Annotated in this window: 28 protein-coding genes; 21 read left to right on the top strand and 7 right to left on the bottom strand. The window is 44.9% G+C overall.

From position 1 onward, the window contains the following. The first annotated feature begins 460 nt into the window (after positions 1–460). A complete protein-coding gene (locus JUE95_RS10200) occupies positions 461–673 on the top strand; it encodes a MerR family transcriptional regulator (protein WP_203651255.1) in 213 nt (70 codons plus the stop codon). Between the two features lie 91 nt (positions 674–764). Here the strand turns inward: JUE95_RS10200 and JUE95_RS10195 are convergent, their stop codons facing one another. Then, positions 765–1268, bottom strand: coding sequence for a phosphatidylglycerophosphatase A (locus JUE95_RS10195; RefSeq protein ID WP_203651254.1), 504 nt, complete (start codon positions 1266–1268; stop codon positions 765–767). 125 nt (positions 1269–1393) lie between these two features. Here JUE95_RS10195 and folB point away from each other — a divergent pair, with 125 nt between their 5' ends. The 15 genes from folB to JUE95_RS10120 all read left to right on the top strand — a co-directional run bounded on the left by folB (position 1394) and on the right by JUE95_RS10120 (position 13970). Beyond that, the gene (gene folB / locus JUE95_RS10190) at positions 1394–1759 is read left to right on the top strand and encodes a dihydroneopterin aldolase (RefSeq protein ID WP_203651253.1); all 366 of its coding nucleotides are present in this window, start codon (positions 1394–1396) and stop codon (positions 1757–1759) included. After that, on the top strand, positions 1752–2252 hold the full coding sequence (gene folK, locus JUE95_RS10185; protein WP_235995445.1) for a 2-amino-4-hydroxy-6-hydroxymethyldihydropteridine diphosphokinase: 501 nt from the start codon (positions 1752–1754) through the stop codon (positions 2250–2252). Before folB ends, folK begins: the two co-directional genes overlap by 8 nt. Further along, a complete protein-coding gene (gene folE, locus JUE95_RS10180; protein ID WP_203651251.1) occupies positions 2249–2818 on the top strand; it encodes a GTP cyclohydrolase I FolE in 570 nt (189 codons plus the stop codon). The genes folK and folE overlap by 4 nt, the downstream gene beginning before the upstream one ends. Positions 2819–2823: 5 nt before the next feature. Then, positions 2824–4146 (top strand): bifunctional folylpolyglutamate synthase/dihydrofolate synthase, encoded by a 1323-nt coding sequence (locus JUE95_RS10175; protein WP_203651250.1) that lies wholly within the window; start codon positions 2824–2826, stop codon positions 4144–4146. Further along, complete coding sequence (locus tag JUE95_RS10170; protein ID WP_203651248.1) at positions 4139–4723, top strand: non-canonical purine NTP pyrophosphatase; 585 nt, start codon at positions 4139–4141, stop codon at positions 4721–4723. The genes JUE95_RS10175 and JUE95_RS10170 overlap by 8 nt, the downstream gene beginning before the upstream one ends. A 3-nt stretch (positions 4724–4726) precedes the next feature. After that, entirely contained in the window at positions 4727–5872 is a 1146-nt protein-coding gene (gene folP, locus JUE95_RS10165) for a dihydropteroate synthase (RefSeq protein ID WP_203651245.1), read from the top strand. A gap of 329 nt (positions 5873–6201) precedes the next feature. Then, complete coding sequence (locus tag JUE95_RS10160) at positions 6202–6525, top strand: chorismate mutase (protein ID WP_235995442.1); 324 nt, start codon at positions 6202–6204, stop codon at positions 6523–6525. Positions 6526–6539: 14 nt separating this feature from the next. Next, on the top strand, positions 6540–7706 hold the full coding sequence (gene aroC, locus JUE95_RS10155; protein ID WP_203651243.1) for a chorismate synthase: 1167 nt from the start codon (positions 6540–6542) through the stop codon (positions 7704–7706). A gap of 12 nt (positions 7707–7718) precedes the next feature. Further along, a complete protein-coding gene (gene aroA / locus JUE95_RS10150) occupies positions 7719–9005 on the top strand; it encodes a 3-phosphoshikimate 1-carboxyvinyltransferase (protein WP_203651235.1) in 1287 nt (428 codons plus the stop codon). Positions 9006–9018: 13 nt separating this feature from the next. Beyond that, positions 9019–9885: a prephenate dehydrogenase gene (locus tag JUE95_RS10145; protein WP_203651233.1), complete on the top strand. Its 867-nt coding sequence runs from the start codon at positions 9019–9021 to the stop codon at positions 9883–9885. Continuing rightward, the gene (locus tag JUE95_RS10140) at positions 9882–10409 is read left to right on the top strand and encodes a shikimate kinase (protein WP_203651231.1); all 528 of its coding nucleotides are present in this window, start codon (positions 9882–9884) and stop codon (positions 10407–10409) included. Before JUE95_RS10145 ends, JUE95_RS10140 begins: the two co-directional genes overlap by 4 nt. Positions 10410–10420: 11 nt before the next feature. Beyond that, the gene (locus tag JUE95_RS10135; protein ID WP_203651229.1) at positions 10421–10672 is read left to right on the top strand and encodes a hypothetical protein; all 252 of its coding nucleotides are present in this window, start codon (positions 10421–10423) and stop codon (positions 10670–10672) included. A 177-nt stretch (positions 10673–10849) separates the two neighbouring features. Further along, positions 10850–11623, top strand: coding sequence for an Ig-like domain-containing protein (locus JUE95_RS10130; protein WP_203651227.1), 774 nt, complete (start codon positions 10850–10852; stop codon positions 11621–11623). A 155-nt stretch (positions 11624–11778) separates the two neighbouring features. Continuing rightward, on the top strand, positions 11779–12816 hold the full coding sequence (locus tag JUE95_RS10125) for a zinc-binding alcohol dehydrogenase family protein (protein ID WP_203651225.1): 1038 nt from the start codon (positions 11779–11781) through the stop codon (positions 12814–12816). Then, entirely contained in the window at positions 12813–13970 is a 1158-nt protein-coding gene (locus JUE95_RS10120; protein ID WP_203651224.1) for an MDR family MFS transporter, read from the top strand. The genes JUE95_RS10125 and JUE95_RS10120 overlap by 4 nt, the downstream gene beginning before the upstream one ends. A gap of 50 nt (positions 13971–14020) precedes the next feature. On the opposite strand, the gene JUE95_RS10115 is transcribed toward JUE95_RS10120, so the two are convergent. After that, positions 14021–14770 carry a nitroreductase family protein gene (locus JUE95_RS10115; protein ID WP_203651222.1) on the bottom strand — a complete coding sequence of 250 codons (750 nt, stop codon included), beginning with the start codon at positions 14768–14770 and terminating at the stop codon, positions 14021–14023. A gap of 12 nt (positions 14771–14782) precedes the next feature. Continuing rightward, positions 14783–15250, bottom strand: a complete 468-nt coding sequence (gene nrdI, locus JUE95_RS10110) for a class Ib ribonucleoside-diphosphate reductase assembly flavoprotein NrdI (RefSeq protein ID WP_203651218.1) — start codon at positions 15248–15250, stop codon at positions 14783–14785. 198 nt (positions 15251–15448) lie between these two features. On the opposite strand from nrdI, the gene JUE95_RS10105 reads away from it, so the two are divergent. Both JUE95_RS10105 and JUE95_RS10100 read left to right on the top strand, forming a co-directional pair. Continuing rightward, on the top strand, positions 15449–16024 hold the full coding sequence (locus JUE95_RS10105) for a TetR/AcrR family transcriptional regulator (RefSeq protein WP_203651217.1): 576 nt from the start codon (positions 15449–15451) through the stop codon (positions 16022–16024). A 40-nt stretch (positions 16025–16064) separates the two neighbouring features. Further along, positions 16065–16958 carry a prenyltransferase gene (locus JUE95_RS10100; RefSeq protein ID WP_203651216.1) on the top strand — a complete coding sequence of 298 codons (894 nt, stop codon included), beginning with the start codon at positions 16065–16067 and terminating at the stop codon, positions 16956–16958. A gap of 64 nt (positions 16959–17022) precedes the next feature. Here JUE95_RS10100 and JUE95_RS10095 read toward each other — a convergent pair whose 3' ends face one another. Further along, a complete protein-coding gene (locus JUE95_RS10095) occupies positions 17023–18393 on the bottom strand; it encodes a hemolysin family protein (protein WP_235995440.1) in 1371 nt (456 codons plus the stop codon). Positions 18394–18527: 134 nt separating this feature from the next. Continuing rightward, a complete protein-coding gene (locus tag JUE95_RS10090; protein WP_203651214.1) occupies positions 18528–20429 on the bottom strand; it encodes a flavocytochrome c in 1902 nt (633 codons plus the stop codon). 237 nt (positions 20430–20666) lie between these two features. Between JUE95_RS10090 and JUE95_RS10085 the strand changes: the two genes are divergently transcribed. Then, positions 20667–21050 carry a hypothetical protein gene (locus tag JUE95_RS10085; RefSeq protein ID WP_235995438.1) on the top strand — a complete coding sequence of 128 codons (384 nt, stop codon included), beginning with the start codon at positions 20667–20669 and terminating at the stop codon, positions 21048–21050. A 164-nt stretch (positions 21051–21214) separates the two neighbouring features. Here JUE95_RS10085 and JUE95_RS10080 read toward each other — a convergent pair whose 3' ends face one another. Together JUE95_RS10080 and glpK are read right to left on the bottom strand one after the other, a co-directional pair. Then, entirely contained in the window at positions 21215–22312 is a 1098-nt protein-coding gene (locus JUE95_RS10080; protein WP_203651211.1) for an AraC family transcriptional regulator, read from the bottom strand. 93 nt (positions 22313–22405) lie between these two features. Further along, a complete protein-coding gene (gene glpK, locus JUE95_RS10075) occupies positions 22406–23905 on the bottom strand; it encodes a glycerol kinase GlpK (RefSeq protein ID WP_203651202.1) in 1500 nt (499 codons plus the stop codon). A gap of 412 nt (positions 23906–24317) precedes the next feature. On the opposite strand from glpK, the gene JUE95_RS10070 reads away from it, so the two are divergent. After that, positions 24318–25067 carry a DUF4430 domain-containing protein gene (locus JUE95_RS10070; RefSeq protein ID WP_203651194.1) on the top strand — a complete coding sequence of 250 codons (750 nt, stop codon included), beginning with the start codon at positions 24318–24320 and terminating at the stop codon, positions 25065–25067. A gap of 24 nt (positions 25068–25091) precedes the next feature. Next, on the top strand, positions 25092–26048 hold the full coding sequence (locus tag JUE95_RS10065; protein ID WP_203651192.1) for a hypothetical protein: 957 nt from the start codon (positions 25092–25094) through the stop codon (positions 26046–26048). Positions 26049–26082: the final 34 nt, after the last annotated feature.

Here is a 26082-nt window from a genome sequence, read left to right as displayed (position 1 = left end):
ACTCCTTAAATTTTATGAGGTAAAGTAGTCATTGACGAGTGCGTCATAGGCAAAGTAATATCGTCTAGACCACTCGTGTCGGAATTATTATATAACAAATTCTAAGTAAATAAAGGGAATTAAGAAAAGTTTATTAAACGGATTTACCACTTGAGTGAAATTAGCAATATAAACCTTTATGAAAAAAGCTTTCATATAAAAATGCAATTTTGAAAGAAAATTTTAGAAAACAAAATTTAAACCCTTTAAATGAAATTATTTAGTTTCATTTCCACAAACAAGCCAATTGAAAATCATTGAGGAAGATAAAACCAGTTACTTTTTAGTCTTCCTATAAGATACTGGCTACTTTGAATAAACGCAACTTTTTTGTCGTTGGACTGTCTTAATATCGCTGTTGCATTTAACACGGGAGAGCGTAAAATACTTTTGATAAACATTGAAAGGACGGGTAGAGCTGATGACTTTGAGAGAAATCGCTGCTCAATCAGGTATTGCCTCAGAACAAATTGCCACGTTTACGCGGGCAGGACTGCTACCCTGTAAAGATGAAACGGGTGCTTATTCGGACAGAGACCTTTACTGGCTAGACATGGTGAACTGTTTTTTTGAGAACGGTTCGTCGATGGAAGAACTTAAAACGTTGCTGCCGCTCTGTGAGACTAGGGCTTAATTTTAACGTATTCAGGGAAACATTAAGAAAGGTTCTGACAAGCAACTCCGTAACGGGAGACACTTGTCAGAACCTTTTTAAATCGTGGTCATTAAGCGTATTTATGTGCGAGCTTTGCGCCAGCCGCCGCGGCAATAGCGGCAATAATGTCATCTAAGAAAGTGTTGACTCCTTCACCCTGAACGGTATCTAACCGTTTTAGGATTCCGTGTTTTTCGCGGTCAAGGTAACCAAAGTTAGTGGTGGCAATCTTACCGTAAATTCCGGAGATGCCCCCTTCAGCTAAGAGTTCATCAACCCCGAAGACGCCAACGTCGTTTTCAACGATACTTTGCAGCGGTTCAGGTAATTCTTTTTTGGTTGTTAGCTGATCGAGTGCGATCCCCACCATGGCGTTGTTCATGACTTCTCGCTTATGCAAAACGTCCACCACTGCGGACATGGTTTCTTCTTCCTTGAGTTCGGGGATGAACTGTAATTGCATTTTATAGGTGATTGACGCAATGTCCTCAAGCTTAATATCTTTTGATTTGAAGTAGGCGATGATACAGTCATAGGCGGCCGTATCTGGATACTTAAAGTTTCGGTTATTCAACTTCATCATCCTTTCAAAAAGACGTTACTTCCAGTGTACCAAAAAACGTGACTGATAGGTGTTTAAACCCGTAAAGGATGGTAAAATAGAAACAATTTAGTCACATATAGAGGAGGAAGGCCGCCATGGGCGTTATTCGAATCAATAATTTAAAGTTTCATACCTTTAATGGTGTATTTCCTGAAGAGCGCAAAAACGGTCAGCAGTTGGCCATTGATGTTGCTCTGAATTATCCGATCGAACAGCGGGTGCAGCATGATGATTTGGACGAAACGATCAGTTACGCGGATGTGAACGAAACCATCGATAAGTTTGTGCATACTCATTCCTACAAACTGATTGAATCACTAGCCAACGAGCTGCTAAAACTGTTATTAAAGAGCTTTCCAATGGCGAATCAGATTACGCTGAAGATTCGTAAGTACAGCGTTCCCATGCCAGGCATTTTTGACAACGTTGAAATTGAGGTGACGGGTGAAAATCGTGAGTGAACGAGTTTATTTAAGCATCGGGTCAAACATTGGCGACCGATTTGCTAATCTGACACAGGCGGTGAAGTTGCTGCAAGCAGATTCGTCGGTTCAAATTGAAGCTATTTCTTCAGTTTATGAAACGCAGCCCTGGGGCAATTTAAATCAAGCTAACTTCTATAACATTGCCGTTTCAGTGACGACAACGTTAGCGCCGCAAGAGTTGCTGGCCGTGCTGCACGAAATCGAGCAGGCGGGTCACCGGCAACGGCTGCAGCATTGGGGACCCCGGACCATCGACTTAGACATTGTCTACTGGGGTGACCGGAAAATTAATACGCCGGATCTTATCGTGCCGCATCCACGGGCACACGAACGGAACTTCGTATTATTACCCGTTCAGGAAATTGCTGGTACTGATTCGAAGGTTAAGAAGCAGGTGGACGCTGCTTTAGCAGAAAAAGCAGATACAAGTTGGATCAATAAAGTAGAAGGAGTCTCTATAAAACCATGATAGATGACGCAAATCAGAAAAAAATCGAACAAGCAGTAAAAATGATTTTAGAGGCGGTAGGTGAAGATCCTAATCGCGATGGGTTGGTTGAAACGCCAGCCCGGGTTGCCCGGATGTACAGTGAAGTTTTTTCGTCCGTTAACGCGCCGGCATTTGATAATTACAAACTCTTCCCGGTAGACGAGACAACGGAAATGGTGCTGATCAAAGACATTTCGTTTTACTCGATGTGTGAACACCATTTGCTACCGTTCTTCGGCACGGTTGACGTTGCCTATATCCCTAATCATCAGCGGGTGATGGGCCTGAGTAAAATTCCGCGGCTGATCGACTACTGTGCTAAGCGGCCGAACGTGCAGGAACGAATGACCGTCAACATTGCTAAAGAGCTGACTCGGATCCTTGATCCTAAGGGTATCGCAGTCTCTGTTACAGCCCGGCACATGTGCATGGAAATGCGTGGGGTTGAAAAAACGGGCAGTCAGACGGAAACCAGTTACTACACTGGAGCGTTCAAAACTGACCACGGACTGAAGCAGGAATTCTTACAGCGAATCAACGGGTGATCATAATGAATCAACAAACTGTTCATGATATGTATAACCAATTAATTGACCAGTTCAATCACGCCCGGTTAGTGGGTGATAATAATCGGGTACCGCTGTTGCGGAAAATTGTAGCTGCTTTGGATAATCCGGATCAGCACTACCACGTGATCCATATTGCAGGCACTAACGGCAAGGGTTCTACTGGTGCAATGATTAGCGCCATTTTAGAGGCTCAGGGTTACCGTGTAGGCCGGTTCAACAGTCCCGCCATTTTAAACGACCGTGAGCAGATTCAGTTTAACCATCAGTGGATTACGGAAGCTGAGTTTATCGACAGCTATAACGAAATTAAACCGGTGGTAAAGCGACTTGGACTAGCTACCACGGCAATTTCAATTTTTGAGTGGCAATTCTTGATCAGCCTGATCTGGTACCGCAATCAGCATGCTGACTACGTGATCTTGGAAGCCGGACTAGGCGGTTTAACGGATGCCACTAACGCCATTAGTGCCCCGCAACTGACCGTATTCACGAAAATTGCCATGGATCACATGCAAATTCTAGGGGATACGCTGACTAAGATTGCGACGCAAAAAGCCAAGATCACCAAACCGGGTACCTCGGTGGTGACCCTTTACGACCAGGCACCAGAAGCGTTCAACGTGTTAAAAAAAGAGGCGCAAAGACAGGACGTTTCACTGACGGCACCGAAAACAGCTGCCACTGTTTTGAACCGCAGTTTTTCTGGGATGACGGTTGATCTACATAGTGAGCTGTTTCGGTGGTCCGCGCTGAAATTAAACGTGGCCGGTGATTTTCAGGTGCAGAATTTGACGCTGGTTTTAACGGCAGTGGCGGTATTAAGAACACAAAACGTCCGGCTGACGGATGATGCCGTCAGAACTGGACTGCAGCAGATTCAGCTGCCAGGGCGGTTAACGGTGGTCTCTAAGCAACCGTTAGTGGTTGTGGACGTGGCCCACAACCCGGACGGCATGACGGCATTGACCACTAGTCTTAAACAGCTTACCGAGCACTATTCATTAACGTGGGTGGTGGGCTTTTTGGCTGACAAAGCAGTGACACCAATGCTTCAGCTACTGCTGCCAATGGCTGATCACGTGGTAACAGTGACGCCGGATAATCCCAAGCGGGCTTTACTTGGGAGTGAGTTGGCGCCGCAAATCAAACAGCTTTCCCCGCAAACGGATGTGCAGGCAGCGGCTGATATGCCGCAAGCGCTAAAGACCGCGCGGCGGACACTGCCTGAAAACGGCATGATCGTGGTGACGGGCTCCTTTTACGTTGCCCGCGAGCTGGCCGCAATGGAGGTTACTCATGACTGAATGGCTGATTGCGTCTAATAATAAGTACAAAACACAAGATTTAATCAAGTGTTTGGCATTTTACGGCATCAAAGCGGTTTCCTATACGGATCAGATGCCAAAATTAGCCTTTCCGGCAGAGCAAACCGTGAGTTATGCGGGCAACGCGTTACATAAAGCCCAGTTTCTAGCTGGTAAAACCGATCAGGGTGTTATTGCTGATGATAGCGGTATTGAGATACTAGCGTTAGGCGGCCATCTAGGTGTGACAACCAAACGTGAGCTGCATCAAGACGTGACGCACAGTGATAACCAGACGATTTTAAACGACTTGAAGGGTCAGACCGACCGGCGAGCTACCATGGTTAGTACCCTAGTGGCAATTATGCCGGGGCAAGCACCGGTGACCGCGGTGGGCCGCGTTAGTGGTACCATAGCAGCGCGAACCCGGGGAAGTTACTCAACTGGGTTTGATAAACTCTTTATCTTACCCAACCAGCAGCAGACTTTAGCAGAACTACCGGACCAGATTCGCATACCTTTGACCCATCGTGGGCAGGCGGCTAAGCAATTAGCAGCAGAATTGAGAGGAGTTTGACCAATGCAAATTAAAGAAATCACTGACCAGTTTCAGCACGCGACCGATTTTCAGAGCCAAGCCTTATACCAACTCATTCAGCAGCAGCGATTAGTTGCACTGCGGTTTAACGCGCTTTCGGCAACTGAGCAGGCGGAACTGCAAAAACGGCTTCGGCAATTAGATGCGGCCATCAGTAAAACTGCTGACGGGTATGATGGCTTGCTGACGATACCAGCACTGCGGTTATTAGCTCAGCACTGGTCAGCCTGGTTTCCGGCTGAAACCACTGGTGAGCAGGCGCTAAAGCAGATTCTAGCCGCTCATGATTTAGATTGGCAAGTGGCTGGCAAACGGTTCAAACTTCGTGATACGTCAATGATTTACGGCATCATGAATATTACGCCGGACTCCTTTTACGACGGCGGGCGCTACACTACCATGGATACCGTTTTAGCTCACGTGTCCGAGATGTTAGAAGCGGGAGCGGACGTGATCGAAGTCAACGGTCAGACTACTCGGCCAGGCTACACTGAAGTCACGCCAGAGGTTGAACTTGAACGGACGATTCCGTATATTAAAGCCATTTCTAGCCATTTTCCGGAAGCTGTCCTAGCAATTGACACCTATAAAGTTCCCGTGATGGCAGCCGCCATTGATGCCGGTGTGGCCATCATTAATGACGTGAACAGCTTTACGGATGAGCCTGCTAAGCTGAAGCTGATGGCGCAATCTGACGTTGGCCTGCTGACCATGCTGAACGGCCGCAACTTTGACTTTAAGGTCATGACCGATGAAGCCCACCAATTCTTCGAGGATAATTTAAAGGCGCTGACGGCTGCCGGGATTGACCGCGACCGGATTGCTATTGATCAGGGGCTGGGTTACGCTAATGATCAGGTTAAAGACGATGCTCAGGATTACGTGATTATGAATAACACGGATCACTTTAACGATTTGAACCGGCCGATGATGGTGGCTGTTTCACGAAAGGGCTACATGGCAAACTTGCTGGGCCTGAAGAAGGATGAACGGCTGCCAATGACGTTAGTCAGCGAAGTTGCCATGATTCAAAGGGGCGGCAAAATCATTCGCGTTCATGATGTGAAAGAAACCCGGCAAATGGTAACGTTGCTAGACCGCATTAATCAGGGCTATTGGCTGGTCTAATTGGCGCAGTAAAGAAAGATTAATGTTGACTAAATTTTCACAATATGTTTTAATGAAAACAATCTAAATGAGAAGGGATCAATGACAATGAAGACACAGCTAACTCAAGTTAATGCGTATTGGTACGGTTATTACTTTAGTTAGCGTCCGCAGCTTTAAATGCGGACGCTAAGGAAATCGCGTTCGCGTCTAAAGCAAGCCGTCAATTTGTCGTGCCAGCTAGACGTGAAGATTCTAGCTGGACCATGTTGATTCCATAAAGGAAACAATATCAGCCAGCTAGATTGTCTAGCTGGCTTTTTTCGTACCAAAATTAAGGAGTGACTATAATGATGGCAACAAATGAAAATGATTCAGGCGCGTGGCAACCCAACAAATTAACGGCCGCTCGTCAGCAGATCAATGATATTGATGACGAAATCGTGAGACTTTTGGCGCAACGCTTCGATGCTGTAACGAAGGTGAATGAGGCTAAAGCAGCGGCTAACCTGCCAATTATGGATCGCGGTCGGGAAGACCAGGTCCTGGACCGGGTGATGGGCAATGACCCGAATCCGGAAACCAGAATCTATATGCGCAACATTTTTGCAACCATCATGAAAAACTCTAGAGACTACCAGGATTACTTAACTAAAACCAATCAAACACACTAAAAGGGGATTAAAAAATGAACTACTTAACAGCGGGAGAATCACACGGACCGCAGCTAACCGGAATTATCGAAGGCTTACCTGCCGGTTTACTATTGGATATCGATGCAATTAACGATCAATTGGCGGCTCGGCAAGGTGGATACGGCCGTGGCAGCCGTCAGAAAATTGAACACGATCAAGTGACTATTGTGGGCGGCGTTCGACATAAGAAAACGTTAGGCTCACCCATCGCACTAGTGGTGAACAACCGCGATCATGCTCACTGGGGTAAAATCATGGATCCCATAGCGGATGAGACTGCTGAGAATTCACTGCGAACGGTGGAACGGCCACGGCCAGGCCACGCTGATCTCGTTGGCGGCATGAAATATAACCACCGCGATCTGCGAAACGTTTTGGAACGTTCCAGTGCCCGGGAAACGGCGATGCGGGTGGCCATTGGCGCAATCTGTGAGCAATTTTTGCAGCAACTAGGCATCGACATCGTGGGCTACGTGCAGCAGATTGGCTCGGTTGCCGCGGATGATCAGTCACCGCTGGATGTTGGTCAAATTAAAGAACTGATCAGCCAAAATGATTTACGGGTGGTTCAAGCGGATAAAGTCGACGAAATTCATGACTTAATCGATCACACTAAGAAGGATGGCGACACCCTGGGCGGTATTGTTCGAGTGGTCGCCACTAACGTTCCCGCCGGGTTAGGCAGCTACATTAGCTGGGACACAAAGTTAGACGGTAAAATCGCTGCGGCAGTCATGGGTGTCAACGCCATGAAAGGGGTTGAAATTGGTGACGGCTTCAAAGCAGCCACTAGTTTCGGTAGCCAGGTCATGGATGAAATCGATTGGCATGAAGGTGAAGGTTTTACCCGTGAATCCGACCATTTAGGCGGGTTTGAAGGCGGTATGACTAACGGCATGCCGGTCATCGTTAAAGCGGCGATGAAGCCAATTCCAACGCTATACAAGCCGCTGCAAAGCGTTGACGTTGAAACTAAGGAAGTTAAGAAGGCCAGCGTTGAACGTTCCGATACCACAGCCATCGTACCGGCGTCAATTGTCATCGAAAGCGTGGTGGCCATTGAATTAGCCAAAGCCATCACGGATACGTTTGATGGCAGTAATATGGCACGTCTGAAGGCGCAATTGAAGGATTACCGAGAAGAACTGAAAAACTATTAAGGAGGAACTGTCATGAGGGTACTAAAAAGTAAACCAGCAACGGGATTACACGGCGAATTGACGGTTCCTGGCGATAAGAGTATTTCCCATCGCGGCATTATGTTAGGGGCCATTGGTGAAGGCACGACTAAACTGACACATTTTCTGACCTCCGCCGACTGTTTATCGACACTGGCTGCCTTTCAGCAGCTGGGGGTGCCAATCGAACGGGAGGGCACCACGGTTATGGTTCACGGTGTTGGCCTGCATGGATTAAAACCCAGTGAACAACCGCTGGACATGGGTAATTCGGGTACGACCACCCGGTTGATTATGGGCTTACTGGCAGGACAGCCATTTAGCAGCACTCTGATCGGTGACGCCTCTTTATCTAAAAGGCCCATGAAACGGGTCAGTGAACCACTGGCAACGATGGGAGCTGATATCACCACCACGGCTGGACATTTGCCGGTAACAATCAATGGTAAACGGCTGCACGCAGTGAATTACCACCTCAAGGTTGCCAGTGCTCAGGTCAAAAGTGCGCTGATCTTGGCGGCTTTGCAGGCTGACGAACCCACGGCCCTGACGGAATTATTGCCAACTCGCGATCATACGGAACGGATGCTGACAGCTTTTGGCGGGGAGATCACCACGGCGGATGACGGTTTAACGATCACCGTTCAGCCGCAGCCTCATCTGAAAGGTCAATCCATGACTGTTCCAGGTGATATGTCCTCAGCCGCCTTCTTCATGGTGGCAGCTAGTTTAGTGCCGGGGTCTCAAATTACGTTAAAAGACGTCGGGCTGAATAAGACACGGACTGGATTACTGGCGATCTTGAAAGCCATGGGTGGCAATATTTCGGTCGAATCTGAACCAACAACGGGGGAACCCATTGGCGACTTAACGATTCAATCAGCTGATTTGAAACCGATCAACATTGGCAAGAAAGATATTCCTGCCGTGATTGACGAGCTGCCGTTAGTCGCACTGTTAGCCGCGAAAGCAAACGGCGTCAGCCGGATCACCGGTGCCGAGGAGTTACGGGTCAAGGAAACGGACCGGATCAGCGCTATTGTGGGTGAATTTAAGAAACTGGGCATCGCCATTGAAGAGTTACCGGATGGCTTCGTGATCGATGGGCGGCAGCCTTGGCACGTGGTTGACTCGGTCTTAGATGCTCACGATGACCATCGAATCGGCATGGTGCTGGGGATTGCAGCACTGTTAGTTGACCAACCCCTGCAGTTAAAGGGCGCTGATAGTGTCCGGATTTCCTACCCTGAATTTTTCGATGATCTAGACAAACTTTTGTAATGAGGTGATTGGCATGACAACGGTATTGATAAGCGGTTTGGGGCTGATTGGCAGTTCGCTGGCTCGCATCATGAAGCAAAGCGAAGTTCAGCCAACGATTTTGGGCAACGATCCCAACGACGACACCAGCCAGTTTCTGCTGGGTCAGGGGATCATTGATGAGCGGGTGACGCTGTTAAAAGCAGCTTCCCGTGCTGACATCATTGTGCTCGCTGGCCCAGTATCAGTGATTATTGATCAGCTGACGCAACTGGCAATGGCTGATTTGAAACCGGGGGTGCTAGTGACAGACGTTGGCAGCACTAAAATGCAGGTTATGACCGCGGCACAGTCGTTGCAGCAGCGCCAGGTTGCTTTTATGGGCGGCCACCCTATGGCTGGTTCGCATCAAACGGGGGCTCGGGCTGGTCGGGAAGATCTATTCGATGACGCGACATATTTCATCGTGGACGGTTCCCAAACAGCAGCTCAAACAGCACAGTTTAAGGCGTGTCTCAAGCCGGCTAAACCGCGTTGGGTGAATGTATCAGCGGAAGCACACGACGGCCTGGTCAGCGAGATCAGCCACGTGCCGCACGTCTTAGCTGCCAACCTGGTCAATACTGCCGATCACCAATTGAAACACGATGCGGTGGGGTTAAGCGCCGCTGCCGGCGGCTTCAAGAGCACCACCCGGATTGCCGGTGCTGATCCCACCATGTGGACGGCTATCATGCTCAGCAACTCTGAGGCCATCAGCAGTCAACTGACGACTTATATGGAACAGCTGAAGCAGATTCAAGCAGCTATTGAAACGCACGATTCAGAAAAAATCTACCAGTTCTTCGCGCATGCTAAAACCGTTCGCGAACGGTTAGATCAAGAGGGGAAAAGACAATGAGAGCAATATTAGTTGGTTTCATGGGCAGCGGCAAAACCACTGTCGGTGAGCTGTTAGCACAACGCTTGAACCTAACACACCGGGATTTAGACGACGTCATCGTAGAGCGTGCGGGCAAATCCATTCAGCAAATCTTCGATGATGATGGCGAAGCGGCCTTCCGTCAGTTGGAACACACGGTGCTGGCTGATACGCTGGTGAACAGCAAAGGTATTTTATCAACCGGTGGCGGAACGCCAATTCAGGCAGCTAATTATGAACTGCTGCGAAAAAGTGCTGTTCCGGTGATCCTGCTGAACGTTAAGCCGGAAACCGTTTTGGCCCGATTGGCGGATGATGGGCAGCGGCCGCTAGTCAAAGAATTGGGCGTCGATGGTTTGATTGGCTTGAAGGAGAAGCGTGATGCAAGATACCATGAAATCAGTGATATTGAAATTGATACTGATGATCTGACACCCGAAGAAGTGGTGGATGCTATTTTGGCACATGTTAATTTTAAAAATAGCGAACACGACGCAGTGTAGGTGAATTTGAGATGGATTTGATTAATATTCCGTTACGTCAACTGGATCGGATGAAACGGCAACGATATCGCGACGGGACTGGCATCAATTATTTGGTGAGTAAAAGTCCGTTCCGTGAGTCGCAATATGGTGTTCATTTGGAGCTAGTTGACAGTGATGGTAAAGTGTATCAGAAAATTGAAGTGTATTTTAAACCCAACCAGCTGATTTCCGATCCTTTTGAAGCAAATGGTAGACAGTACCGGTTAACGTTGGTTAAGTAAGCATAAACGGCTGAACTTTTACGTGAATAGCCGTTTTTTGTGTTTAATCGCTAAAAAGAAATTAAAAACTCCTAAAACCTTTTGATAACCACTAGTAACCCAGTAGCGAACAGGTTATACTCATCAATGCTATTAGATTTCGCAAGTTCAAGCGAACATACACAAGGAGAGACTCAAATGAAGAAATTGGTCGTTTTATCAGGCAGCTTGATTGCTGCATTTAGCCTACTGGGTGCCGGAGCAGTTACACAGACTCAAGCATCAGCTAAGACAACAATCGCGGCGGGCAGCCCAAGCTTATCCATCAACAAAATTTACTCAAACTCAACATCAGTAACGGGTAAAGCCAGCAAGGGTGTCAAAATCGTTGTTGAAAACAGTAAGAAGAAGCAAATTGCCAGCTCAACAGCTTCTAAAACTACCGGTAAATATACCGTGAAATTACCAGCTAAACAAAAGGCTGCTACAAAACTTTACGTTTATGCTAAGGCTTCAAATGGCCATTATCTCTACCGGATCATGAACGTTCAGGCTGTTGCTTCAAAGACGACGGCTAAGAAGTCAGTTTCAACTAAAGCAGCTGCACATTCAACCTCAGCTAAGAAAGCTTCAAAGAGCAGCTCATTAAAAACACCAACGGGTACTTGGCAGTCAAACAGTTACAAGGGCTGGTCACTGAAGTATACGTTCAGTCAAAAAACGGGCCTGAACGAATATGCCTATCAAGGTAAGAAAGCAACCCACGTTTTAGCAAACGCACGTTACAGTGTTGATGCCAAGACACCTACTTTCTGGAAGATCAACGTGAAAGCTAAGGGCGGCGCTAAGTCAACCTTCTACATGAGCTTCAAGGGCAGCAAGCAGTTCGTATTGGTAAACAGCAAGAACCAAGCCGTTAAGACTTCAATCGGTAAAGCACCAGCTGGACACTATACGTTTAACTTAAAATAAACAGGTGGGCTTCAAGGAGAGAATCCTTGAAGCTCTTTTTCTTTGTTGGGCCAAGTGTATCTTCAGAGAATCCGCTATACTACGCCCCTAATGGCTTGCGTACACCTTTCTGTCTGGTACAATTACCTTAGGTTATCAGAATCGGAGGGAAGCTTATGACAATTATGAAAGCAATTGGTGCAACTGCGGATCATCAGTTAGTTGATGTGACGTTACCCAAACCGAGTGCCAGCTCCAATCAGGTGCTGGTCCAGGTGGATGCAGTGTCAGTTAATCCGGTGGATACCAAGTTAAAAGAAACTGTTAGTGCAGCTTCGGCACCCAAGATATTGGGTTATGATGCCGTGGGTAAGGTGGTTGAAACCGGCAAAGAAGTGACTAAGTTTAAGGTGGGCGACCGGGTCTTTTACGCTGGCAGTACGCAGGTGGCTGGGGCTAACGCGGAATATCAGTTAGTGGATGAACGGCTGGCTAGTCTGGCACCACGTTCATTGACTGCGGCTGAAATTGCTGCCATGCCATTAACCGCGTTAACCGCCTATGAACTGTTATTTGAAAAAATGCAATTTGTGGGTAAAGCCAACCAGAATCAGAAACGGACACTGCTGATTATTAATGGTGCCGGTGGCGTGGGCTCAATTATGTCACAGCTAGCGCATTGGGCCGGCATTACCGTTTTGGCTACCAGCAGTCCGAAAAACTTTGACTGGCTCAAACAAAATCACGTGGATCATCCGTTGGACTATCACGGTGATCTATTGAAAGAAATTCACGCTTTAGGTTACACACAAGTTGATGGCATCGCCATTTTGTACAGCCCAGAAGACTACTTTGATTTGGCGGCCGAATTGGTTAAACCCTTTGGCCATATCGGTTCCATCGTGGGCAGTCCAGTGGCTCTTCCGGTCTATAAGATTAAGAATAAAGCTGCCAGTTTTGACTGGGAGTATATGTTTGTGAAGAGTGATGCCGATTACGACGTTAATAGCCAGGGCAAGATCTTGCAGCTGGTAGCGCGACTTTTGGATCAGGGCGTGTTAACATCAACGCTAACTAAGGTGCTCACGGATGGAATCAACGCTAAAAGCTTGACCCAAGCACATGAACTGGTTGCCCAAGGTAAAATTCACGGCAAACTGGTATTAACAGGCGAATTTAACGCATCAGTAGAGGGTCAGAGTGAACGTCAATGATTGCGACCAAGAAGGAAGTCCGCTTACCCTCATTGTTCATTGCCAACTTAATGCTTAATACCGGGGCGGCCTTTATGTGGCCATTAACCACGGTTTATATGAATAAAACGTTGGACAAGTCACTCACAACGGCGGGTGCTGTCATGCTGATCATGTCGTTAATGATGATGGTAGGCAACTATGTCGGCGGCGTTTTATTTGATCGCTGGTCGCCCTATTTAACCGGGGTGGCTGGTGCTGGGTTATCCTTAATTGCGATGATTCTTTTGATCTTCTTTCACAGTTGGCCGATTTTTGCTATCTTGCTGGTAATTGTTGGTTTTGGTGACGGTATTAGTTTAACCGTTGGAAATTCATTTGCGGCAACGATCACGCATACGTCGGTGCGAAAAGTCTTCAATTTGATGTACATTGCCCTGAATGTCGGTGTCGTGATTGGGACATTACTAGTGGGTTACTTGCTGGCTTACGGGATCACATTAGTGTTTGAGGTCACAACGATCTGCTATATTTTACTCTTTGCTTTGATGGTGACAGAATTTAAAGTGGACGTTAAGGGTAATCAAAAGGAACGTAAAGATGACGGTCAAGTTCCTAAGCCCAACTTAAAGGTCATTTGGTGGATCTGCATTATGGTGTTTGCCATTTACACGAGTTATTCGCTTTGGGAAAGTGTTTTATCGGTTCACATGACTAATTTGAATATTCCATTCAAAAATTACAGTCTTTTATGGACTATGAACGGTTTCTTGATCGTTTTTGGCCAGCCGCTGATGAACCGCTTATTTGCCAGTCATAAATTAGCTACTCAAGTCAGCTTGGGCGTCTCAATCTTTGCGCTCTCGTTTTTTGGCTTGATTTTCGCTACTCAGTATTCAAACTTTGTCATCATTATGATTGTCCTAACAATTGGTGAAATGATTGGCTTCCCGGGAATGCCGGCCTGGGTCGACGGGTTAGCAGAAAACGGGCGTAAGGGGAAGTATCAGGGAATGTACAACGTGGCGATCTCATTTGGGAGAGCGGTGGGACCGCTTTTCGGCGGCTTAATGATTGATTATTTCAGTTATCAGTCGCTGTTCCTCTGTGTGGGTTTAGCCATGTTGCTGACGCTTAGCGGTGTCTGGTTGAGTTATAAACGTTTACCAAACTAAAAAATCAGTCATTTTCCATTTGGAAAAATGACTGATTTTTTAATTGCGTTTTATTCAACGTTAAATCCTTGCTGTTTAATTACCTGAATGAGTTCGGCCCGCAGCTTGGGATCGCGCCCCAGTTCCTGGACAATGTGCTGACTGAAGGTTATTTTTTTCAAATGACTGTTCCGATGTGCGTAGTAGTCCGAAATATGAGTATCGTACGTTGCTAGCTGCGAGTCAAAATCCTTTGGCTGCGCATATTGATTGCTAAAATGCATTAACGGTTGCGGTAATCGGGGTTTTAAATCAGGTTGTTCGGCTGGGTGACCAATTGCGATTCCCAGTAACGGGAAGGTCAGTTCCGGCAGATTCAGCAGTTCAATGAGCCGTTGCGTGTTGTTTAAAATACTGCCCATGATCGTGCTGCCTAATCCCATACTTTCACCGGCTGTGACAATTGCTTCGGTTGCGATGGCAACGTCAAAAGTACTGGCTAGAAACTTATCGAAAGAACGCAGGATCGTGGTATCAGCATGGGCTTTTTGAGCAATTTCCAAGTTTCGGTGCTGGTCGGCAACTAGTATAAAATAGTGACCGCTTTTTTCCAGCCAGTGGTGGCCGGTAATATTGCCGAGTTCGTGTTTGATTGCTGGATCAGTAATACTAATAATGCTATATTGCTGAGCAAAGGTACTGGTAGCGGCGTGCTGAGCAGCTGTCACTAAAGTGGTAACTTCGCTGTCGGTCAGCGGCTGGTCAGTAAACTGACGGATGCTGCGGTGCTGACTTAACAGTGTCAAAATATCGTTTGTCACAAAATCGCCCCCTTACAGATTTAAAAATTGAACCCGTTCAACTAATTTTTTGTAAATACGTGTTTCATCAGCAGGAACGCCACGCAGTTCATAGTCGTCAATGAACGGCGCGTCAAATTTTTGACAGTAGCGGCGAGCGGTAAGGCAATACTGTTCGTTGAAGTTTTTATTGCCGCTGCCAACGACCCCAATCAGCTGCTTGGCGTTATCATGATAGTCGATATATTCTGCCATCACGTTGGTCATCAGTTCTTTAACACCATTATCGATTCCGTTGCCGCCATCCAAATAAGTTGGCACAAAACAGAAGAATGGTTTTGTTTCGTCAGTAAAATCGGTCTGTTCGGATATTTCGGTCGCTTCAATTTCTGGAAGGCCCTTATTTTTGATGTGCTGTGCCAATGCGTAATGGGTTAAATGTTCGACAAAATTTCGCGTATTACCCTCAATTGAAATAAATAAAATTCGTATTGGATCCATAGTGTTTTTCCCTCCAATAATCGATATAATGGTAGATGTTGTGTTGATAGCATATGTGATACATACTGATAGTATTACTAGCTAATTGTAGGCTATCTGTAAGGGTGAAGCAAGAAGCAGGAAAGTCGGTTTAATGCCTGGTCATTCAAAATGTATATGATATAACAGGAATAGAAAAAAGACCACAGAGGTGAGAAAATGACGGAAAAACAGGATTTAAGAGTGCGGCGAACGAATGAACAAATTACCAAAGCGTTCTTTGGGCTGCTCAAAGAAAAGGGCTTTAAGACCATGACGGTGCAGGATATTAGTAAGCGGGCACGGATTGGCCGGTCAACTTTTTATAGTCATTATTATGATAAATATGATCTACTGGAAAAACTGGTAGCAGAATACACAGAGGTTTTTCGGAAAATTGTGGACCAGCGATTCAGTATACATACACCAGAAATAGGTTCTAACACCGTTAAAGTATTGATTATCGCGCTTACCCAATACCGGGAGATCTTACTGCAGTTATTTGATATTCATACCGAAACAGCGGATTTGGAACGTAATTTTAAGCAGATTTTACGGTCAACTGCGCATCAGTATTTTCAGCACGTGGAATTACCCAGTGAGATTGATTTACCGCTGGATTACCTCAGTGATCTTTATGCCAGTAACGTCATGCTGTTTTTGCTTTGGCAGTTACGTCATGGAAAGAACGATTCCGTCATCCAATTCGGCGACCGGCTGCAAGAATTCGTCTTAAATCCAACCCAAGGTCTGTAATTAAAAAAACGAGTCTTTAAGAAAGGCAGAGAAAAATATTGTGTCATTAATTAAAAAAGCGAATGCGCTTCTCCAAACCAAAGCTGTCGTTACTTCGCTAATGCCCTGCTTATTGGGGATCCTGTTTGCCGTTGAGTACTACCATAGTTTTCAACTGGCTAATAGTTTCATGATCACGATAAGTGTGGTCGCGTTTCATTTGGCGGTTAACGCACATAACCAGTATAAAGATTACGAGCATTTCCGGGGGAAGGACAGCAATAATAATATTTTAAAGAACTTCAATATTACTCCGATGCAAGCGAAAACGACGATTGTCAGTCTGGCATTGTTTTCAATGGTAATTGGCTTAATTTTGGTCTATCGAACTGGCTTACCCGTACTCTGGGTCGGTATGGTGAGTTTCGCCGTTGGTTACTTTTATTCTGGCGGGCCATATCCAATCTCGAAAACGCCCTTCGGCGAGTTATTTTCTGGACTAACTATGGGCTATAACATTACCTTTTTGGCAACTTATGTGAACATGTATCAGTTGATCGATATTACTGGTATGTGGTATAAAGCGTTGGTCGTAGCGATTCCAGCAATCTTCACTATTAGTAATATCATGCTAGCCAATAACATTGCTGACCGGCGTGAAGATCCAGCTTTAGGGCGTAAGACGATTGTTTACTATTGGGGTAAAAAGGGCGGTATCTTGTTGTGGCAAGTTAGCTTCATCATTGCCTATGCAGGTATTTTAGCCACGGTTATGCTGGGTTATTTACCGGTATCGACCTTACTGGTACTGTTGACAGTTCCAATCGTTTGGCGAAACACCCGGCGCTTTAGTGAGCATCCAAAAAAGGAGACCACATTCCTATATGCCATCATTAACGCGCAGCTGATTTTAGCGGTAACTGTAATCGGTGGCGCTTTGGCATTGGTTCTTTAGTATAAAAAGTAAATTAAAAAACGGCTGACTAGCAAATCTGCTAGTCAGCCGTTTTAAGTTGCAGCTATTCATCATTATTTTTTGTATCGGTATCATCATCTGCGGGGGCAGGTTCGTTAACCGTAACTTCAAACCAGTTAATAAACGAGTTCTCGTAATCGACCACTTTGAAATCGAAGTTATCAATATGGAGTACCGTTCCCTGTTTAATATCCGGGTGGTTATCTAGAATTGAACCAGCTAGTGTTACCACGTCGTTAGTTTCAAATTCTTTGATATCCACATCAAAGTAACGTTCAAAATCGTAGGTCGTCATTTTACCGCTGACTTGGTAGGTACCATTGGGCTGTTTAAAGATATCTTCGTTAGAGGAATCATCAATTTCGTCATGAACGGTTCCAAACAATTCTTCATAGATATCCTTATCGGTAATAATACCCGAAGTACCACCATATTCATCAACCACCACCACGATTGGGGTCTTTTTATGAATCATTTGCTGTAAGACCTGCGTGATCGGCGTTGATTCAGGAGTAGTTGAAATATGTCGTAACAAGCGGTCGATATGAATCGTTGGGTCAACTTGCTGCTGCCGAATCAAATCATAGTTATAAACGTATCCTAATATTTTATCTTTATCACCATCAGCAACTACCGGTAGGCGTGAGAACCGCTTCTGGAGGTACATATTGATGGCATCCTTTACGTTTGCCGTGATGTCGATCACCACAAGGGCGGTTCGATCAATCATAATATCCTTGGCAACTTTATCGTTGAGTTCAAAAGCACGCTGCATGTAGACGTAATCGTCTTTTTCCAATTCACCACCAGCAACGGCATTCCGAGATAAACTGAGGATTTCAGCTTGAGAGAAAACTTCCTCACTTTCGTTAGCAACTGGTAATCCTAGTAGCTTGACTACCCCATTGGCGGAAACGTTGAGTAACCAGACGAAGGGGTAGAACAGAATATGGCAGTAATGTAACGGTGTGGTGACGTAACGAAGCACCTTTAACGGCATATCGATAGAAATGTTCTTTGGCACAATTTCAGTAAAGACCACTTCTAAGTAGGTCAGCAAAAGAACACCAAATACGGCACCGATGGCGTGCGCTGTGGCGCCGCCCGGATTAGTGTGCGTAATGTTTAGCAGGTCAAGCAGGATCGTTGAGATGGTGGATTCACCTAACCAACCTAAAATAATACCCGCAACAGAAACCCCCACTTGAGTGGTTGATAGGTACTCGTTTAGATTAGTGACCATTTTCAACGAACGGGTTAATCTCTTTTTGGATCCTTCTCCGTTATCCAAAGCTTCTTCAATGGCACTGGGCCGAGATTGAACTAAAGCAAATTCGCAAGCCACAAAAAAGGCTGCGAAGAAGAAAGTGATTAATATGACAATCAAATTGATAATTATCTGACCACTATCCAAGAATTCATTCCTCATTTCCTAATAAAATCAACAATTTGAGTTTACCATCCATTATAACGCTTGTGGGTTCCTTTTTTAACCGTTACAAGGAAATTATCAAAAACGACTGATAAAGGGATTCATTAGATCAACGCTTAATGAGTGGATGCGGAGGTCACCGTATCGACAATTTCGTTAACGGCTGATTTAGCAGCAATAGGGCCAAAGGTAAAGATATCAGCCAGTGAATTACCACCCAGACGGTTACCAGCGTGAATCCCGCCAGCAACTTCGCCAGCCGCGTATAGCCCGTTGATCCGATTGCCGTCTTTATCCAAGACGTGGGCGCCATCGTCAATGGTTAAACCGCCCATGGTATGGTGGATTGCCGGTTTTCTTGGTGTGGCATAGAAGGGTGCTTTTTCAACTTTTAAGTCAAAGACGTTTTTACCGAAGTCAGGATCGTTACCCTGATCCACGTAAGAATTATAGGTTGCTACCGTTGTTTCAAGTGTCTTTGGGTCCATGCCAATTTGAGCTGCTAAGTCAGCAAGCGTATCGGCTTTAAACAGCCGACCATCCTTAACTTGCTGTTCCAGTTGTTCGTCACTGGTATTGTAAGCTGTTTTCTTGATTTCATTGTCAGCAATTAAGTAAAATAGGCCACCATTATCGAAGGCCGCTTTAGCCAGCACGTCACGTTCAGCATATTCATTGACGAACCGCTTACCCTGCTGATTAACCATTAAAAAGTTCGCGGGCGGGCACTGAATCCCAGAGAACAGTTCCCCGGTTCTAGGGTCTGAGACGGGCATCATTTGAATGAAACCCATGCCGGTAACGTCTGCGTGGGCCTGTTGTCCCAGTTTTATCCCATCACCAGTAATTGTGGGGGCATTCGTGGTAGCAATGTCATCGTCGATCTGGTTCCAGGAAGTATTGTATTTCTGCACCAGCGCGGTGTTAGCACCAAATCCGCCAGAGGTGATGATGATTGCCTTCGATTGAACGGTAAAGGCGTGATCCCCCGGTTTTTCAACCAATACGCCGTCTAGATGCCCCTTGGCATACAGCAAACGGGTAACGGGGCTGTCCGTTAAAATGATTCCGCCGTTGTGCTTAACGTAGTCGCTTAAAACTGAGATGTATGCAAAGCCGGCATTTTCTACTGGTTTGTGACCTCGCCGCCAAAGGGCGCCGACTGGCATGGCAACGTCTGAGGTATCAAATTTAACACCAATTTTGGCAAGCCATTTCTGGGCAGCCAGATCATTATCAGTCAGCGTCTTGACCAGCTTGTAGTTACCGTGAATCTTGTTGCCGTTTAAATCGGTTCTCCTGCCGCCTAAATAGGTTTGAATCCGGTGGAGTTCCACGGAATCAAACAGGGACGGCTGTTTATTTTTAATATCATCAAAATAGGTTTTAATTTGGGACTGTAAGGTTTTAAAGTCAGCTTGATATTCAGGATCGAGGTCATCAGCGTTCATGTCCAATAAGTCTTGCAGTGTCTGATGCTCACCTGGTAAAGCAGCAAAGCTGTTCTGCCATTGGGGATCGGCAGCATTCATTGGCCCACCAGTTCGGATGGTATTGCCGCCTAGTGCTGGGGCCTTTTCTAACAGGATCACCTTGCGGCCTTGATCTAATACAGTAGCCGCAGCAGCTAATCCGGCACCGCCACCGCCAATGACTACAACGTCAGTCTGTAAATCACTGTTTTCTGTAATTTTTGGAGCATACTTATCCCGGTTCTGCAGCGTACTGGCATCGCCGCCGGCTTTCCTTACGGCTTCTGCGACACCGTTTAAAATTCCACGGCTAGTTTCTGAAGCACCGGTAACGGCGTCGACATTCAGTGTTTGGCCGTCGACAATAGCTTTAGGAATTCGATCGTAGACCACATCGCTGATGCCTGCTGTTTCAGTACTTTGATCAATATCGATTGATTCAATTCGATTTGCTGAAAAAGTGACAGTCATTGGGAACGTCCCGTTGTGGCCTTGAGCCGAAACGGTATACTGACCTGGTTTAAATGTTTGCTTATCGTCTGCCATGTGATAACTTCCTTTTTAAGTTAATGTTAGCGGATACATTACTAATTCTACCATGAATCAGCATAGTATGGTGAGTGGCGGTTCAGTCTTGATCAGTGCTGAAGGAAAAACGTATTTTAAACTCGCTGATTTGTACCAGGGAGCCCGCCAGATCGGTGCGTAAGCAGCATAATCGCACACCTTTTTGAAAATAGTGCTAAAATAAAATTGCAACATAAATTAAAGGAGATCTTAGTTATGGCAACAAAAAGTGCAGATAAGGACAAGAAAGCTGAAACAACCAAGCCGGCTTTTGAATATACTGATGAAATGATTCAAAAGGCTGCCGACCTGATTGCCAAACAGGGTTACGTCACCCGTAAAGATATTCCAGAAATGAAGAATCTAGACTGGGCGTACGGTTTGGGAGAAAAAGTCGACAAGTATTTCAACGATAAGAATGCTGGTCGCTACATCTACCACGAAGATTTTGATTTTGCTGGCGGTGATATTGCTGATATCATCTTCGATATGGACCAAGTTAAGACCCGTAATGACGCGCTTCAAAAGTTAGGTGAAGTGTTAGGTGAAAAGATTATTACCGGTAGTTTGGACGAAATCGAACACGATATTACAAACTAGCCGGAAAGCTGTTAAATAACGATAGTAAGAAAGGCCGGGTTATCACTCGGTTAGATGCCAGAAAACAACAAGATAGCGGCTGATTTCCTGAACGTGGGAAATCGGTCGCTATCTTGTTGTATGGCCGAAAACTAAGGTGAAAAACAAGCTACTATGAATAAGGGCTAAACACCCGTTAAATCCGTGTAGAGCCATTGAATCTCAGAGAAATTTTTAACCAGAATTTCATTGGCTGTTTTGGTTGGCTGTTGACCGTCTACTGTAAAGAGCCAACCCCTATTTTCAGCAGTATCAGTTAAGTGGTCAATACTATTTACGTATAGATAACTATTAGCTGTTTGATAAAAGAAATCAATTCCTTTACGGTTAAAGAACCGCTGTGAAACGTCGAAAACCGTGTCTTTGGAAGTCCAATCAATGGTGTGCGGTACCGTAAAGATTCGGGTAGTGGTGACGTTTTGACGCCGAAACTCTGAAGGGGTCATACCCGTTACTTTTTTGAATGTTTTGGTGAAGTAGCTGGTTTGTGTAAAGCCCACATCGGTTGAAATAACGTTGATTGGACGCGTTGTTAAGGCCAACTTTTCTTTAGCTTTTGCGATCTTCATATGATTAACATAGTATACGAAAGTGACATTCAAATACTTTTTGAATAGCCGGCTTAAATAAGATGAAGAAAGGTAGACACTGTTGGCGACTTCATTGAGTGAAAGCGGCTGAGTAATGTTTTTTAAAACGTATTCGCTGGCCCTTTTTAGACTGTTATACGATTCGGTTCTGTCGTGATGACTATGAAATTCGTCAGTTATTGATGGCAATTCAGAAGGCTGAACGCGTGGTGATATCTTTAACAGGATACTTAGGTAATTAATTTGACTAAAGGCACTTTTGGTCAAAGAATTGAGGACATCAGCTTGGCTATTTGAATGACTGTCTTTAAACACCTGCTTTAAAATGTTAGAGAGGTAATTTTTAGATAGATTAATGCGCTGCTGCGATACTTTTTCTGAATTACAGAGGATAAATCCCCATAAATTTGAATTATAGGTTACCGGGAAAATCGTGTAATTAATCATTTGTTTTAAATCTAATTGCTGTTGAATAAGCTTTTCATCAGTATAAACATGATTTTTGTGAACTAGGATACCAGATAAACTATAAAACATTGCGTCTATTTGGGTAATATCTGAAAAGGACTGCAAGTACTCCCCGAGGCTGGTATATTCAGGTAAGGCCGGCATATCTTGTGAAATATTCGGCATATTTCAATCTCCTCCGTTAAAAACGCTTACGCAATATTAACATTAACATGTAAAAGGTTCAAAATATTAGCATTATTAGTGCCGCTATTATTTCTAATCATCAGCGTAAAATTCGACGGCCTTCACGGCTTTTTGCCATCCTTTATACAGTTTTCTTCTTGATTTAATTGAGAGTTTAGGCGCAAAGCCCTCATCTGATTTTTGCATGTTAGCAATCTCGTCAAAGTTTTTCCAGAAACCGACAGCCAAACCGGCTAAGTAAGCGACGCCTCGCGAATCAATATTGGCATCTGTATCGCGCTGGAGGTGGTTACCAGATAAATCTGCAAGAAATTGCGGTAAATAGGTGTTTTTCACCACTTCGCCGTTCACGCGGATATCTTTGATATTAATATCGGAGTCCTTGACCATGCTCATCAGAATATCATTGGTTTGATATACAATGGAATCCAAAGTGGCTCTGATATAGTCATATCTGGTTGACTTCTGTGTCATACCGAATGTTGCCCCGGTTGCGTTAGTGTTCCAATAGGGAGCACTTAAACCCGTAAAGGCGGGTACAACGTACATTCGATGATTGTCCGTTGATTTTCTAGCCAAAGTTTCAACTTCGGTAACGTCTTTGACCATTTTAAGGTTATTTTTTAACCACTCAAGGGCAGAACCCGCAACGAATATGCTGCCTTCAATGGCGTAGATGCATTTACCGTTAACATTATACGCAATGGTTGAAATCAGATGCTGACTGGACATGATTAGTTCTTCACCGGTGTTCATGATAAGAAAGGCACCAGTTCCATACGTGCCCTCTACCTGACCGACTTGTGTTGCTAGGCTACCGACTAAGGCTGCTTGCTGATCGCCAGCAAGAGCAGCGATTGGAACTTCGGCCCCAAAAAAGGTCTTAGCATCGGTCACACCATAGACTTCCGAGTTAGATTTCACTTCAGGGAGAAGTGATCTAGGGATGTTTAAAATTGTCAGAATTTCTTGGTCCCATTTCAGATCGTGAATATTGAACAGCATGGTTCGGCTAGCGTTAGTAAAATCAGTAATGTGCAGCTTTCCGTTGGTTAGTTTCCAGACGATCCAAGAATCAATCGTGCCAAACCGAAGCAGACCGTTTTCAGCTTGTTTTCTAGCAGTAGGTACTTTGTTTAGGATCCAGAGCAGCTTGGTTGCCGAGAAGTAAGAATTGATAAACAAACCGGTTTTGTAGTGGAAAAGTTTGCTATAATTCTTAGTAATTAGGTCTTGAACGATGGGTTCTGATTGGCGTGATTCCCAAGCAATGGCACGATAAATGGGTTTCCCAGTTTTAACGTTCCAGACAATCGTTGTTTCTCTTTGATTGGAAATGCCGATACTGGCAATTTCCGCTGGCTTAATTTTACTAATAATCAAAAGGTTAGTGATGCAGGCCAGCACCTTTTCCCATATTTCACTTGGAGCTTGTTCGTACCACCCTGGATGCGGTGAACGCTGAGTGATTTGATTGTTAAATGAAAATAGCGCTTGGCTATTATGATCAAATAGGGTAGCTGAAACGCGGGTTGTCCCGATATCTAATGCAAGGATGTATTTTTTCTCCAAAGTGAAAGCCTCCCGTTGGTGCTATTAAGTACATTTTACACTATTTTTTACTGAGTACTAGATTTTACTATTAAACCCAAATTGAGCAATTCATAGTAAATTTATTGTCATCTTCTGATGACTATGTGCTGATAACTGTCTATCACTATTTCCTTAAGAAAAGCCAAGTGAATGTAGGATAAAATATATAGTGTATAAAGGGAGTGCCCGTGAACGCTTTTTTAGGTGTCATTTAACCTTGCAATAAATGAAAACGCTACCTATTTGCTGAACAATCAAGCAGGTAGCTTTAAACGGGCGTGACTATCTAAAACATCAAGAATTGTGATTACAGTGAGGGCAGGAAATCATCTGGAGATACCTTAAGAGTTTCGTAATCACGTTGAATAAATAAAATTAAGGGGGTTTTCTTGTGTCTAAGCGTAAAATAACGATGATCGTACTGAGTTTACTGGTTATCTTTGGCTTGGGATTTGCCGGCTATTCAGCGATGAGTGGGGGTAACAAGTCTGCCAATAATTCATATGGCAATGATAAAGCATCAGTTAATAGTACCTCTAAAGCACCTGCTAAGAGTGCTAGTTCGGCCAGTGCTTCGGCAACTCAAAAGCCAGAAAAAAGTGCTAATGGGCAGGCCAAAAGTGGTACTGCAGCTTTAAAGGATAAGGACCAAGGAGGAAAAGCGACTAAGGGGAACACCGCTCAGTTGAAAGCCACGGCGTCTAAGAAGGGTCATAAAAAAGGTCATGGTGTTAATGCAATGGCAAAAGCGACCCCATCGGCTCACCATTTAAGCGGGGGACAGACTTGCTCTTTAACGGTTCGAGGCCCCATCAGTAAAGGTAATAAAGTGCTCCTTCAAGACAGCCGGGTTAGAATTAAAAAGGGTGAAACAGTTGCGACAGTTTTGAAAAAAGTGGCAGGGCAAAAACATGTTGCAGTAGCCTATCAAGGAGGCAGCGGCAGTACTTACGTCCGTGGAATCGCTGGTCTGTTTGAATTTGACCATGGATCTGGTAGCGGCTGGCTGTATTCCGTTAATAATAAGTTCTATGGGTATTCAGCTGGCAAGAAGAAAGTTAAAGCTGGCGACCGTGTACAGTGGCTTTATACGGAGAACTTAGGTAAGGATCGGCACTCGCCAGTTGCTAGTCAACACTAGATTTAAGCGAAAGGACCTGTAAAAATGAAAAAAAAGAAATTACTCAAAACAATCTTATTGATGGTTGGTACCATTGGTTTAGCCGGTGGACTTGCGGCGGGCAGTGTCAAAGCAGCTAGTTCGAGTTATACGAAGTCAATTAATTCCAGTGTTAGTTACATCAAAGGCCATACGAAAAAAAGTGATCTTGATTGCTGGGATGCACTGGCTGTAAAACGGTCACCAGCTGGGATGAGTTCATCAGCCAAAAAAGTCTTTGCTAAAAGTTTAGCTGGTCAGTTTAAGGATTTGCAGGGACATTATGCGGCTACCGATTACGAACGAACTTTAATTGGGGCTGTGTCACTGGGATACAATCCAACTAAGTATCAAGGTAAAAATTTAGTAAGCGGCATTATTAAAACTGCTCCGAAATCAAACTCCGGAATCACTGCTAAAATATTTGGTATCATTGCGCTCAGTACAAAAAACTATGGCAGTAAAAGTAATGCGACGGTTAAAACTTTAGTTTCTCAAGTTGTCAAAGCACAGGACTCAAAGGGCGGCTGGGAGATTAATGGTAAGACTAGTGACGTTGATGTTACAGGTATGGCACTGATGGCATTGGGAATGCATAAGAGTTACAGTGGCGTTAATACTGCGATTTCTAAGGGCGTTAAGCTGCTTGAAGACAAAGCGTTCTCCAAATCTACTGGCGATTTTGTCATTTCCGGATCGTTTTCTAAAAAGGCTAACTCAAACTCTGACGCGTTGGCAATCGCTGGTCTTTCAGCAGTTGGAGTAAACCCAGAAAAGCTGAAGACTAAGAGCGGTGTTACACCAGTTAAGCGTTTGATCAAATATCAAAAGTCATCTGGTCAATACAGATGGTTTATGAGCAAGAATTCTGGTTCGCTGCATATGGCAACTCAACAGGCTGCTTATGGCTTGGAGCAATACAGTTACTTTAAAGCTAATAAAGGGTCTATTTTCAAGTTTTAAATAATCGAAATGGAGCAATCATTATAGTTCCATG

Source organism: Secundilactobacillus yichangensis (genome assembly GCF_016861565.1).
Lineage (GTDB): Bacteria > Bacillota > Bacilli > Lactobacillales > Lactobacillaceae > Secundilactobacillus > Secundilactobacillus yichangensis.
The sequence above is the reverse complement of the archived record's forward strand: the minus strand, read 5'-3'. Positions and strand labels throughout refer to the sequence as shown.